The organism is Paenarthrobacter sp. TRD_SC_7 (assembly GCF_056156245.1).
Window position 1 is genome coordinate 3,578,051 of record NZ_CM149587.1, and the last position, 12,294, is coordinate 3,590,344.

Annotated in this window: 11 protein-coding genes; 4 read left to right on the plus strand and 7 right to left on the minus strand. The window is 63.5% G+C overall.

Annotation, left to right across the window (positions count from 1 at the left end; genetic code table 11):
* Positions 1 to 74 precede the first annotated feature (74 nt).
* The 3 genes from ahcY to AC0J5Z_RS17070 all read right to left on the minus strand — a co-directional run bounded on the left by ahcY (position 75) and on the right by AC0J5Z_RS17070 (position 2,358).
* Positions 75 to 1,553, minus strand: a complete 1,479-nt coding sequence (gene ahcY, locus AC0J5Z_RS17060; RefSeq protein ID WP_475034528.1) for an adenosylhomocysteinase — start codon at positions 1,551 to 1,553, stop codon at positions 75 to 77.
* Between the two features lie 45 nt (positions 1,554 to 1,598).
* Positions 1,599 to 1,817 (minus strand): Trm112 family protein, encoded by a 219-nt coding sequence (locus AC0J5Z_RS17065; RefSeq protein ID WP_475034530.1) that lies wholly within the window; start codon positions 1,815 to 1,817, stop codon positions 1,599 to 1,601.
* A gap of 142 nt (positions 1,818 to 1,959) precedes the next feature.
* Positions 1,960 to 2,358 (minus strand): DUF3499 domain-containing protein, encoded by a 399-nt coding sequence (locus AC0J5Z_RS17070; protein WP_475034533.1) that lies wholly within the window; start codon positions 2,356 to 2,358, stop codon positions 1,960 to 1,962.
* A gap of 120 nt (positions 2,359 to 2,478) precedes the next feature.
* On the opposite strand from AC0J5Z_RS17070, the gene AC0J5Z_RS17075 reads away from it, so the two are divergent.
* Positions 2,479 to 2,997, plus strand: a complete 519-nt coding sequence (locus AC0J5Z_RS17075; RefSeq protein ID WP_475034537.1) for a metallopeptidase family protein — start codon at positions 2,479 to 2,481, stop codon at positions 2,995 to 2,997.
* Positions 2,998 to 3,047: 50 nt separating this feature from the next.
* On the opposite strand, the gene AC0J5Z_RS17080 is transcribed toward AC0J5Z_RS17075, so the two are convergent.
* Genes AC0J5Z_RS17080 through AC0J5Z_RS17090 form a run of 3 tightly spaced genes read right to left on the minus strand, consistent with a single transcriptional unit; the run spans position 3,048 to position 8,702 of the window.
* Positions 3,048 to 4,775, minus strand: coding sequence for a DUF5719 family protein (locus tag AC0J5Z_RS17080; RefSeq protein ID WP_475034541.1), 1,728 nt, complete (start codon positions 4,773 to 4,775; stop codon positions 3,048 to 3,050).
* Positions 4,768 to 8,148, minus strand: coding sequence for a glycosyltransferase (locus tag AC0J5Z_RS17085; protein ID WP_475034546.1), 3,381 nt, complete (start codon positions 8,146 to 8,148; stop codon positions 4,768 to 4,770). The genes AC0J5Z_RS17080 and AC0J5Z_RS17085 overlap by 8 nt, the downstream gene beginning before the upstream one ends.
* An 11-nt stretch (positions 8,149 to 8,159) precedes the next feature.
* Positions 8,160 to 8,702 (minus strand): WhiB family transcriptional regulator, encoded by a 543-nt coding sequence (locus AC0J5Z_RS17090; RefSeq protein ID WP_475034550.1) that lies wholly within the window; start codon positions 8,700 to 8,702, stop codon positions 8,160 to 8,162.
* A 377-nt stretch (positions 8,703 to 9,079) separates the two neighbouring features.
* On the opposite strand from AC0J5Z_RS17090, the gene AC0J5Z_RS17095 reads away from it, so the two are divergent.
* The gene (locus AC0J5Z_RS17095; RefSeq protein WP_475034555.1) at positions 9,080 to 9,775 is read left to right on the plus strand and encodes a TIGR03089 family protein; all 696 of its coding nucleotides are present in this window, start codon (positions 9,080 to 9,082) and stop codon (positions 9,773 to 9,775) included.
* 11 nt (positions 9,776 to 9,786) lie between these two features.
* Here AC0J5Z_RS17095 and AC0J5Z_RS17100 read toward each other — a convergent pair whose 3' ends face one another.
* Positions 9,787 to 10,353, minus strand: coding sequence for a GtrA family protein (locus AC0J5Z_RS17100; protein WP_475034560.1), 567 nt, complete (start codon positions 10,351 to 10,353; stop codon positions 9,787 to 9,789).
* Positions 10,354 to 10,533: 180 nt separating this feature from the next.
* On the opposite strand from AC0J5Z_RS17100, the gene AC0J5Z_RS17105 reads away from it, so the two are divergent.
* On the plus strand, positions 10,534 to 11,721 hold the full coding sequence (locus tag AC0J5Z_RS17105; RefSeq protein WP_475034563.1) for a 5-(carboxyamino)imidazole ribonucleotide synthase: 1,188 nt from the start codon (positions 10,534 to 10,536) through the stop codon (positions 11,719 to 11,721).
* Positions 11,718 to 12,281 (plus strand): 5-(carboxyamino)imidazole ribonucleotide mutase, encoded by a 564-nt coding sequence (purE, locus tag AC0J5Z_RS17110; protein WP_475034565.1) that lies wholly within the window; start codon positions 11,718 to 11,720, stop codon positions 12,279 to 12,281. The genes AC0J5Z_RS17105 and purE overlap by 4 nt, the downstream gene beginning before the upstream one ends.
* Positions 12,282 to 12,294 lie beyond the last annotated feature (13 nt).

Here is a 12,294-nt window from a genome sequence, read left to right on the forward strand (position 1 = left end):
AAAGGCCGGCCACGCTGGTTGCGTGTCCGGCCTTTCGCCATCGATTTGGGTACCGCAGGGGCGGACTGTGCAGGCTAGTAGCGGTAGTGCTCAGGCTTGTAGGGACCCGCAACATCCAGGTCCAGATAGTCCGCCTGGTCTTTGCTCAGCTCCGTCAGCTCCACGCCCAAAGCATCCAAGTGGAGGCGCGCAACCTTCTCGTCAAGGATCTTGGGAAGGACGTAAACCTGGTTCCGGTACTCGCGCTCACCGGCGGGCTGGTCTTTCTTGGTCCAGAGCTCGATCTGCGCAATGGTCTGGTTGGCGAACGAGTTGCTCATCACGAACGACGGGTGGCCCGTGGCGTTGCCCAGGTTGAGCAGCCTGCCTTCGGACAGCACAATGATGGACCGTTCGGAATCCGTCCCGGCTTCGAAGACCCACTCGTGGACCTGCGGCTTGATCTCAACCTTCTTGACGCCCGGAATCCTGGCAAGCCCGGCGATGTCGATCTCGTTGTCGAAATGGCCGATGTTGCCAACAATCGCCTTGTTCTTCATGCCGAGCATGTGCTCGGCCATGATGACGTCCTTGTTGCCTGTGGTGGTGATGAAGATGTCACCCTGGGCGAGCACCGTCTCCAGCCTGGCAACCTGGTAGCCGTCCATAGCGGCCTGCAGAGCACAGATGGGATCAATTTCAGTGACGATGACCCGGGAGCCCTGGCCACGCAGCGCTTCAGCGGCGCCCTTGCCGACGTCGCCATAGCCGCACACAACCGCCACCTTGCCACCCATCAGGACATCCGTGGCCCTGTTGATGCCGTCCGGCAAGGAGTGGCGGATGCCGTACTTGTTATCGAACTTGCTCTTGGTGACGGAGTCGTTGACATTGATGGCCGGGAACAGCAGCTTGCCCTGCTCGGCGAGCTGGTAGAGGCGGTGCACCCCAGTGGTGGTTTCCTCGGTGACGCCTTCGATGCGGGCGGCCAAGCGGGTCCACTTCTGCGGATCGGCGGCAAGAGTCCCGCGCAGGAGGTCCAGGATGAGGACGTACTCCTCGGGATCATCCTCAGTGGCGGTTGGTACGGCGCCTGCGGCTTCGAATTCGACGCCCTTGTGCAGCAGCAGCGTGGCGTCGCCGCCGTCGTCGAGAATCATGTTGGGACCCAACTCCGGATTGGTGTCAGCACCAGGCCAGGTGAGGATCTGCTCCGCAGTCCACCAGTACTCATCAAGGGTTTCGCCCTTCCAGGCGAAAACCGGAACACCCTGCGGGTTTTCCGGAGTGCCCTTGCCGACGACGACGGCGGCAGCGGCTTCATCCTGGGTGGAGAAAATATTGCAGGACGCCCAGCGAACTTCCGCGCCCAAGGCAGTGAGGGTTTCGATGAGCACTGCGGTTTGGACCGTCATGTGCAGGGACCCGGCAATACGTGCACCCTTGAGGGGCTGCGAGGCGCCGAACTCCGCCCGGAGCGACATGAGGCCCGGCATTTCGTGCTCAGCGAGGCGGATCTGGTGGCGGCCGGCCTCCGCAAGAGTGATATCAGCCACTTTGAAGTCAAAAGTCATGGAAGTCCTTAGGGGTACCGTGCGGATTTGATGAAAGAAAGCGCGTCAGGCCTTGGAATCATGCTGGCTTGAGGTTGCCGCGTTGGCCGCGGCCAGCAGTTCCGGAGGCAGGAGGAGCGGGATGCCGTCCTCAATGGAGTAGCGGAGCTTTTCGCCGTCCGCAGCGGCATCGGTGGAAACCAACTCATCGCCCTCTTGGACCAGCGGTGAACCCGTCACGGGGCAGCGCAGGATGGACAACAGTTCAGGACTGACCTTTGGCATGAATGATGCTCCCTGGGTGGCGCCGGCATGGCGCCGCTGGCGGATATATCTGCAGATTCCAGACTACCGCGCAGGGAGATCCTGTTTTGATCCCGACGACGAATTGCGTCCTGGAGCGCGGCCTCGCCGCTAAAGCGGGCGGCTAAGACGGTTCACGGAGGATGCGCAAGTGCCCTCGGCGGGTGCCTTCGGCGCCGGCGGGCGGCTCCATTTGCGGGTGGCTGTGCCGGGCTGCAGTTTCGGTGGTGGCCGAAGCAGCCTCCCGGACCGCGTTGGCTAGTGCCAAAAGATCATCCGGGCCGGGCTCCTGCGGCGTTGTGGGCATAGCCAAGCGCAGGACTTCCCAGCCACGCGGAACTGTAAGGGACTCTGCGTGCTGCGAGCAAAGATCGTACGCATGCGGTTCTGCGTACGTGGCCAGAGGACCGAGGACGGCGGTCGACTCAGCGTACACGTACGTCAAAGTGGCCACCGCGGACTGGCGGCAGGCTGATCTGGAACACTGACGAATGGCACCCACAACATCCCAGATTAGCGCCATTCCGCACGCACATCGCGCATTGGTGGTCTGTGCCCCACGAACTCTACGGAGTATCAACCGATGCGGCGCGGTGCGGGCCTTGATGTCGCGCTGGCGGTTCCTCGGGACTAAAGTCGATATATGCAGTCACAGCCACATGTTCCCGGGTTCAATATCCGGTGGACTGACGCCGATGGCGGTCAGGCCGAGGAACACGCCGGTTCGGAAATGCGGGGTTTCCGGCGACGCCGGCGCAACCGGCACGGACGGGGACTGCGCGGAGAGCTGATGCTTCCCAATCTTCCCGGCTTCCGCACGCGCTCAGAGCGTTTCGACGACATGGTGCTGGACTCCGCGGAGCGGCTTCAGGATATGTGGGGCAAACAGCTCGACGGCGTCCTCTTTGCGGTCGATGAAATTCCCCCCAACCTTGAGCAGCTTGTCGCCACAGGGAACACTGCCCCCATGGGCTCCTACACGCCCGGTGGTCGCGGCGAGGCACCCATGATTACGGTTTACCGCCGAGTGGTTGAGCAGGGCGCATCCACTCGCGAGGAACTGCAGGACCTCGTCCACGACGTCGTAGTGGAGTACACCGCCGAGATGCTTGGCGTGCCACCCGAGACGCTTGACCCGGTCTACCGGCGTCGATACCAATAACTTGGCATCACTAAGGACGACGGCAGGCGGCTAAAGCGGTCAAGGCGCGGCTAGTAGCCCACCGAGACCGGGACCTTCTCAAGTCCCGCTGCCGCGTCCTGGATAGCCACGACGGAAACGTCCGTCCGTCCGGGCTTTCCAAGGACAAGCGCACCGTAGACAGGGTCGCCGGAGGCGGAAACCACGTAACCAGCTACCAGTGCGTCGCCTGACTTGGCAGGGAGCTCTATCAACGAGGTGGTGCCGCCGGACATGTCCACGTCAACGGCCTTGCCGACTTTTCCGTCAGCGGTCACGGGAGCGTAGCTAACAGTGCCACGGCCCTCGGGAACACCGAAACTCAAGAACCGCTGGCCGTCGCGGGGAACGGCCACCAAGTGCTGGCTGCCGAGACGGGCCGACGACGGCGACCAAGCAAAGTCGGTTGCCTCCTCGGCTTTGGCCCCGCGGGTGATCCTCACTGATGCCAGGAACGAGACATCCGAGCTTGCCCTGACCGTATAACTGCCGGCAGGAACACCATCAAGGTTGAGGGTGGCCACTGTCCCGCCTTTGACCGTCACCACTCCCCCATTGGGAATTTTGCGTTCACCGTTGGCACCATAGAGGCTCACTTGCACGACGGCGTCGGTGGATCCCGGCACTGCGATCTGGAGGGCCGGTACGGCGTCTGCGAAACCCGATTTGGCTGCCAGCGCCTTGACGCCAGCCGGGTCCTGTATCTCTACGCCGGACATCACCTGTAGGTTGGACGGCCCCGCACCCGGCGAGAGGTACTCAACACCACCGGGAGCAAGTCCGCGCAACACACTCTGCTGGATGGTGGATGCAACAGGGCCGCCCGTGCTGCGCACGTGCACGGCAAGTTGGGATTCACCCGGCGCGAGTCCAGCCAGGTTCACCGAGCGGGTGGCTCCGGGAGCCACCAGGAGACCGCGTGCCCCGGGGGCCTGGATCTGTCCTTCTTTTCCATACAGGTCAAGGTTTACCGTCGCCGGGGTCTCGGAGGCGTTGCTCACGTTCAGGACGGCAGTTCGGCCAACGGCCGTGTTGGCTCCCAAGAGCCAAGCGTCGTTGCCCGGCTGCTGGCATTGAGTTGATGCAAGGCCCCGGAGATCGCCGTCCGTGGCTGAGTAGCTAAGGTTGGCAGCCAAGGACGCTTGCTCGTTTCCGAGTGCCTCGGCGCCCACCACTGCGGGAGACGCCACCGGGCTGATGGACGCCACGCCGGCCGCAAGTACGGGCGGGCCTACCGTGGGCGTGGGTGCGCTGGTAGGAGCCTTGGCGATCTCGGCCATCGTGTCACCGCCCAGCGATGTCACGTCGCTCCCGGGCACCGTTCCGGCTGGGTTGCTCAGCACCACAGCGTTCAGGGCACTCGCGGCAGTGGTGGACACCGGGCTGAAGTCAGCGTCGGTTCCCACCACGGTCCCGTTCACAAGCCTCGCCGGTTCAGGACAGACGCCCAAGGCACGGCCAGCGGGTACGTCGGCCTGACGGATGTCCATAGTGGTCCCCCCGGATGGTTCAGGCACCATCGACGTCGCGGCCACTGCGCCTCCGCCTGCCGCAAGGATGACCACCGCTGATAGGACGCCCGTGACAACACCCTTGTTGGAACTCCGGTTGTTCGAGCTCCGGTTGTTCGAGCTCCGGGTCCCAGTACTCCCGGACCCCTTGCCCGAACCGCTTGCTACTCCGTCGTTCCCGGCACGGGACTTTGGGGGTTCCTGGGTTCCAGTGCTCTCGCCGGACACGTTCTTTTGGTCCTCAGACACTGCTGTACTCCTTACGGAGGGATACTTCATCCCTCGACATACCGGTTCGGCTGCGGCGTGCGGGCATTGGAACGGCCAGCAGGACCGTCAATCCAATCACCACCGCCTGCAGGATTCCGACCCACAGAGCCCAAGGGTTGGTGTAGCGGATTTCAAGGTCGCCGCCGCTGGCAGGCAGCTCGAAGGCCTGTGACCAACCGGATGTTGTGGCCTGCAGTTGGCGGCCATCCATCCAGGCGCTCCAGCCGGGATCGGACCGCTCGGCCAGGACGACCTTTCGGCCCTCGTCGCCCGACGGCACAGCGGCGTCCACAGCCACTTCTTCCGATGGAAGCGCTCCCACAAAAGCGCCCTGGGAGTCAACGATGCGTACACGGTGTGCAGTGTCCGCGGCAGTAGCCGCTGGCTGATTCCGCGGTGTCACGCGCCAGAGCCAACCGGCGTCGGTCTGGCCAACAGCAACGAGTCCGGGGACGGCGTCGATCCTGCTGGCCGTCAACTGGGCCGCGTTGTCTGCTGCCTTGAGGACCACGAAACCGGCGCCAAGTTGTTCAAGGTCGGCGCGGGGGTCCACGCCCGTGCCCGCCACGATGGTGGCCACGGCCCGGCGGAGGGACGTGGTGGCAGCGTCATCGGCTGCGATTTCCTCGCGTCCCGGTGCGCCAATGATGGTTCGTGCTGAGGCAATGGTGGACAGGCTGTCCAACGTGGTCCCGGCTCCCCGCATCAGCGAAGAGGAGTAAGCGCCCTGCTCCCCGCTGGTGATGACCAGCGTTCGGGTCCGCTCCGGCCCCTGGCCACGGTCGACGGCGGTGGCAGGCAGCGTGCCCGCGTCCACCGGCCGTATCAGGCGGGAAGCGCCAAGGGACGACGCCTGTTCGGCAGCGTTGGGTGCCGCAATAGCTACGGCCGTCGGTGTGGGCTGGAGGACGTTCTGAACAGCCCAGGTAGCCATGCCTGCAAGAGGGCCTGCAACCAGAAGCACCATCGCCACCGCCGAGGCAGCGCGCCGGAGGGGGAAGTGACGCGGGGAAGCCTTCGGCGTCCGTCGCGGTGGAGCGAAAATCTTCTCGGCACCGAGAATGGCAGCCCCGAGGAGCAATACACCCGCGGCGGATACGGCCGGGCCGGTGAAAGGCCCAACAATCACGTTGTTGTTGACCCCTGTGGCCACATGGCCCACCAGCCAACCGCTCGCAAGGGTGGCCAAAGCAACCAGCCAGAACACCCGGGCCAGCGCAGCGCGTTTGCCGGGCAGGAACAAGGAGGCAATAGCCAGGATCAGGACTGGTGCGATGACCAGCAGGGCCAACAGCAGGGCCCAAGGAACGGCGCCAGGACCAAAGATCGCCACACCGGTCAAGCCGCCGTCGATGTCAAAGGCCAGCGGCTGGCCGAGAAGCTGCTGCCACAGCGGCGCAGCCTCAAACGTCAGCGGCAATCCGGGATCGGCCAGCAACGAGCGCGGCCTGTCCAGCACGGATATTCCGTACGGCAGGAACAAGGCGACAGTTGGCAGGAGCGACCACCACAGTGTTTTTCCCCGCTGACCGAGGACCACCGCGGCCAGGATCACCGCAACGGCGATGGGCCCCAACAACGACGGCGCGGAGGCAGTGACTACGGCCATTGCAAGACCTGCAGCCGCTGCAGCCGTCCACGATGGTGTTCCGTTGATGCCGGGCTTGCCGACTATCAGGGCCGGACGGCGGCTGAGTTGTTTCCCGGACAACGCGGGCCTCTGGGCGACAGCCGATCCCGTGGCACGTAACAGCGCGAGGAGCAGCAGCGGCATCATGACGTGTGCCACCAGGGCGCCGACACGGCCCTCGTTGATCGCGATCAGGAGTGCGGGAGCACTGGACCACGCCAGGGCGGCTGCAATCCGGAAGCGGCGTTTGGTAGTCAGTGCGCCCGCCGCGAACCATGCGCCCAAGGCGGACAATGGCATGGCAAGGATCAGCAGCCACACCATCGCGGCATTGCCGTCCCCGCTTCCGAAGAGGGAGAGCAGCCACAGCACATAGCCGAACGGATCGCCGTGTCCGGGAAGGCCCGCGCCCAACGAGATCCACCAGGTGGACGCATTGGCCCAAATGTCGCCCGGTGACGCCGAAAGAGGCACGAGCCCACCACCGGCAACGGTGCCTGAACGGAGAAGCCCCAGCAGTCCCACGAGTGCTGCGGCAAGGGCCACCAGTGCAGCTGCGACGGCACCAGTGCCCACCCAGCCGCGTTCATTGGTTGCCAGTGCGGCGAAGTCATCCGCCGCATCCCCGCTCGGTTCCGGCGCCAGGAGATCAGAGACCGCCGGGGTTTCGTCGGCGGGGCGGATTGCTTCCAAAAGCGAACGCCTGTGGGCGCGCACCTCCCGTGTTGGCGTCTGCAGGCCACGGACCACGGACCTGTGTACCCGGCGCGTACCGGCCGCAACGCGGCGGCCCCTGGCTACGGCCACGGGCCGGACGAGGGCGGCGATGGTGGCGGTGAATTGGGAGAGGCCATAGCCCGGTTCTTTGACCAGGATGCTCAGCACCAGTCGGATGATCGCGCCGAACAAGGCGCCCACGGCCTGGAACGGCACATTCCACCAGGGCGTGTGCTTAAGCCGCATATGGATCTGCGCTTTACGTGCCGCGGAAGACGTGCCAAGGCCATGCGGACGGTGCTCCACATGGAACATGCGGGCACTGGGGACTACCACCACGCGATTGCCTGCAAGCCAGTTGCGCCAGCAGAAGTCGACGTCATCGCCGCTTCCGGGCAGTGCCGGATCAAAACCTTGCAACAGTTCCCAGACGTCGCGGCGGATCAACATGCCTGCGGAGTTCACGGCGAAAGTGTCTGTGCGGGCATCGTATTGCCCTTGGTCCACTTCGTCGGCGTCGATCAGCGTCAGGCGTTCAGCCCAGCGGCTCGTCGAGAGTCCCACATCCACCAGGTGCCGCTTGTTGTCCCAGCCGAGCTGCTTGCAGCCCGCCACGGTCACCGAGGGGGCGCGTTCAACGGCATGGAGGAGCTCCGCTAACGCATCAGGCGCGGGCGCGGCATCGTCGTGTAAGAGCCAGATCCATTGCACGGATTGGGTCTTTCCGGCGCTGCTTTCCTGTCCGGCCCCGTCTGGGGCCCCGTCTGGGGCGAGCTCCTGCAGGCCCGCGCGGACAGCTGCACCGAATCCTGACTTTGCATGCTGAAACGACGTGACATTGTCCTGGCCGAAAGCCTCGCGGAGCAGATCCAGCGAGTTATCCGTGGAACCTGTATCAATGCCAATGGCGGCATCTGCCGAACGCGTCTGGTCCGACAATGCCGCCAATGTCCTGGGTAGATAGTTGCCGCCGTCGTGGGAAACCACGACGGCGGTAACATGCACTTCCTTGAGAATTAGACCGCTCGCTTCCTTAGCCGACGACGTTCCCGCTCGGAGAGCCCGCCCCAAATACCGAACCGCTCATCATTGGCGAGAGCATATTCCAAGCACTGCGAGCGGACATTGCACGCTCCGCAGACCTTCTTGGCGTCCCTCGTTGATCCACCCTTTTCAGGGAAGAAGGCTTCAGGATCTGTCTGTGCGCACAGCGCGTCTGTCTGCCAGCCGAGTTCGCCCTCGTCATCGAAGTCTCCCTGGGGCAGGCCGATCCACACGGGCTGCCCCGGCGTTTCAAGCGGGCGACGCAGCTCCATGGGAGGGTCATCCATGTCTTCATCCGGCCCTGCGGGCAGGTCACCGATCAATGCCTCATGTGCAGCCAGGAGGGCAGTTGCCTGGTCCTCCAAAGACTCCTGCACATTCTGGTTGTATCGGTCTGCCGCTTCCGGATCCGCCGGGTCTACGTACCAATCCCCCGGTACTTCCCGCGAACGGTATTTCACCGACGCATGTTCTGCGACGACTGCATCTTCCTGGATACGCAACGCTTGCCCCATGGCGTCCCTCCTGATTTTGCAGCTGCTGCTTGGATGTGTTTCCGATTCCCGGCGAAGTTCCGGGTCTCTGTGCAGCGGCGTTGATTACTAATTACACGCGTGTAACTACCCACCAGTCAAGCCGCGCCGGGATAATAATCAAGAATCTGGGGAAACGTGGGATGCGCCACGCCCAACATTTCAGCCGCGCCGCCCCCATGTCGCTGCGAGAAATGGAAGCCTTGGATCGGTTCAGGTGAACTTTCACTGAATTTCCGCGGAAATTGACCCTGGGGGCGCCCCGGACCCAACGACTGGACAAATCGAGTGTGTCGCATTTCACAATCAAGGCGCAGGGCCCCGGGGATGTCCCGGGACCACCGTGGCAAGATTGACGCATGAGCATCCCGGCAGCGAACCTGATGACCGCCCTGCGATCCGGTCATTCAACGTCACCACGACTCACCTGGTACGGACCCGACTCCGAACGGGTGGAGCTATCAGGTCGGGTCCTGGATAACTGGGTAGCCAAAACCAGCAATCTGTTGCAGGACGAACTGGATGCCGAGCCCGGGATGTCAATCAGGCTTGATCTACCGGCACACTGGAAATCCTTCGTCTGGGCTCTGGCCGCGTGGCAACTGGGAATGGAGGTGGTCTTCAACGACACCTCGGCGGATCTGCTGGCGACGGACAAGCCCGACGACGGCGCCGGGGCCGGCTTCGATGCAGTGGTGGCCGTGCCGCTCGCTGCACTTGCCATGCGCTGGCCGGGCGACCTGCCGTCCGGCGTCGTGGACTATGCTGCCGAAGTCCGTTCCCACGGCGACGTCTTCATGGCACATAACGAACCAGAGGCGACATTGCCCGCCGTGCGCGGCGACTCAGGGCTCCCCCATGAGTCGCTCATCGAGAGGTTCGCCGCGGCACAGGAGCCCGGCGTCCGCCTGCTGGTACGCGCTTCCGACGGCCTGGAGTCATGCCTAGCAGCTTCTTTGGGCGCGTGGAAAGAAGACGGCTCCGTAGTACTCGTGCACCCGGAACTCGAAGTGACAGAGCACCTGCTGGAGAATGAGCGCGTCAGCCGTTCCTGACTTTCCCCGCGTCAGAGCTTCTTGACGGATGGGAGCTCGCCGGTTGCCGTGGAGGCACCGGGCTCGGAGCCCGTCTTCGGTTTGTGGTGCAGGTCCAGAAGCTCGTGGTCGTGTGAGAACTCCGGTTCGGCATCCAGCTCTTCGTTGAAAACCCAGAATCGGTAGGCGAAGAAGCGGAAGATGGTGCCCAGGACGAGGCCGACTACACTGCCGGCGATGAACAACGACGGCTTGTCATTGAGCTCCAGGATGTATTTGGCGAACCACACGCATCCGGAGGCAATCAGGAGCCCGATGACGTTCATCACGCCAAACAGCACTGCTTCACGAACCACATTGGCTTGCTTGCGGTGGCGGAACGTCCAGAATCGGTTGGCCACCCACGAGAACACACTTGCCACGATCGTCGCGAGAGCCTTCGCCCAGACCTCGCTGCCATGCATCGGGCCCGAAAAGAGCCAAATAAAAACAGCCGAGTCAATGACAAAGGCGACACCGCCGACGGCGCCAAATTTGGCCACCTCGCGCCAAAAAAGTGAGGCAAGTCCGCGGATGCGATCTGCAAGTGTGGTGATCATGACCCTCCATGGCCGTTGAAAAATGGGCCGGTGGGCCTCAACCATTTTAGCGCCGATTTCCAAGCGCTGCCCGGGAGCAAGCTGTGAGAACGACAATATAACCCCCGGCCAGCGGACTAAAAGGCTTCGAATGGGCGGCAGAATCAGTGATCCTGCTGCCGGTTCGGTAGGCTGAACATTGTGACTTTTCCAGTAATTGGCGTTGTTGGCGGCGGCCAGCTCGCACGAATGATGGCTCCGCCCGCAACCGCCTTGGGCTTCGAACTCCGTGTTTTGGCCGAGGGTGAGGACGTTTCTGCCGTGGCTGCAGTGGCCACTGCGCCCATTGGCGACTACAAGGACTTGGACGCTCTGCTTGAGTTCTCCAAGGGCCTGGACGTCCTGACCTTTGATCACGAACACGTCCCCACCGAACACCTGCAAGCCCTCTTGGATGCCGGCGTCAACGTCCAACCCGGCCCTGATGCCTTGGTTAACGCCCAGGACAAGCTGGTGATGCGGGCTGCGATCGATCGCCTGGGCCTGCCAAACCCGGAGTGGTCAGCGGTCAACACCGTTGAAGACCTGGTGGCTTTTGGCGACAGGATCGGCTGGCCCGTCGTTCTGAAGACGCCCCGCGGTGGCTATGACGGCAAGGGTGTCAGGATGGTTGACTCCGCGGACGACGCTTTGGAAACTGCCGACTGGTTCCAGGCCATGAGTCCCCTGCTGGCCGAAGCCAAGGTTGATTTCAGCCGGGAACTCTCGGCCCTTGTGGCACGCAGTCCCAGTGGCGAATCCCGTGCATGGCCGGTCGTCCACACCATCCAGGTTGATGGTGTTTGCGACGAAGTGATCGCACCCGCACAGAACATTTCAGTTGAAGTGGCCGCTGCCGCTGAAGAGGCTGCACTGCGCATTGCCAATGAACTCGGCGTCACCGGGGTCATGGCTGCCGAGCTGTTCGAAACTCCGGGAGTGGGAGCAGGCTTCCTCATCAATGAACTTGCCATGCGCCCGCACAACACCGGTCACTGGACGCAGGACGGTTCCATCACCAGCCAGTTCGAGCAGCACCTGCGCGCCGTCCTGGACCTTCCATTGGGGGCTACCGATGCCTTGGCCCCGGTGGTGGTCATGAAGAACTTCCTGGGCGGCGACAACCAGGATCTCTTTAGGGCCTTCCCCATGGCCTTGGCCTTCGAGCCCGCCGCAAAGGTGCACTCCTACGGCAAGTCCGTCCGCCCGGGCCGCAAGATCGGCCACGTAAACCTCGTTGGCAGTTCGGTTTCCGACGTCGACTCCGTACGCCGGCGCGCTACCACCGTGGCCAACATCATCCGTGACGGCCGCAAGCCGGAGCAGACCACCTTTGAGGAGACCGCATGACGTCAAAAGCAACAACCCCGCTCGTTGGGCTTGTGATGGGCTCGGATTCCGATTGGCCGGTCATGGAGGCCGCTGCGGACGCCCTGGCCGAGTTCGGCATCCCCTTTGAGGCAGATGTCGTTTCAGCCCACCGCATGCCTACTGAGATGATCCGGTACGGCCAAACGGCCCACGAACGCGGATTGCGCGTCATCATTGCCGGAGCGGGCGGGGCAGCGCACCTTCCCGGCATGCTGGCTTCCGTCACGCCCCTTCCCGTCATCGGCGTCCCTGTCCCCCTCAAAACGTTGGACGGCATGGACTCCTTGCTGTCCATCGTGCAGATGCCTGCCGGCGTTCCCGTGGCCACCGTGTCCATCGCAGGCGCCCGCAACGCGGGGCTCCTTGCCGTTCGCATGTTGGCTTCGGGAACCGACGAACTCGCTTCGAAGCTCCGAGCAGACCTCCTCACCTTCGCCCAGGAACTGAACGACGTCGCCACCAAGAAGGGTGAAAACCTCCGCCACAAAGTGGAAGAGGTCTTCTCCCCTGCCAATGCTTCCGCCCGGAGCTCCCGCTAGGAAGGCAGCGGTT

Excerpts from the sequence above, each read along its gene's own strand:
- AC0J5Z_RS17075 (WP_475034537.1), top strand. The coding sequence starts at position 2,479 with ATGCAGTCACAGCCACATGTTCCCGGGTTCAATATCCGGTGGACTGAC.
- ahcY (WP_475034528.1), bottom strand. The coding sequence starts at position 1,553 with ATGACTTTTGACTTCAAAGTGGCTGATATCACTCTTGCGGAGGCCGGC.
- AC0J5Z_RS17090 (WP_475034550.1), bottom strand. The coding sequence starts at position 8,702 with ATGGGGCAAGCGTTGCGTATCCAGGAAGATGCAGTCGTCGCAGAACAT.
- AC0J5Z_RS17095 (WP_475034555.1), top strand. The coding sequence starts at position 9,080 with ATGAGCATCCCGGCAGCGAACCTGATGACCGCCCTGCGATCCGGTCAT.
- AC0J5Z_RS17100 (WP_475034560.1), bottom strand. The coding sequence starts at position 10,353 with ATGATCACCACACTTGCAGATCGCATCCGCGGACTTGCCTCACTTTTT.
- AC0J5Z_RS17070 (WP_475034533.1), bottom strand. The coding sequence starts at position 2,358 with ATGGCGCTAATCTGGGATGTTGTGGGTGCCATTCGTCAGTGTTCCAGA.
- AC0J5Z_RS17065 (WP_475034530.1), bottom strand. The coding sequence starts at position 1,817 with ATGCCAAAGGTCAGTCCTGAACTGTTGTCCATCCTGCGCTGCCCCGTG.
- purE (WP_475034565.1), top strand. The coding sequence starts at position 11,718 with ATGACGTCAAAAGCAACAACCCCGCTCGTTGGGCTTGTGATGGGCTCG.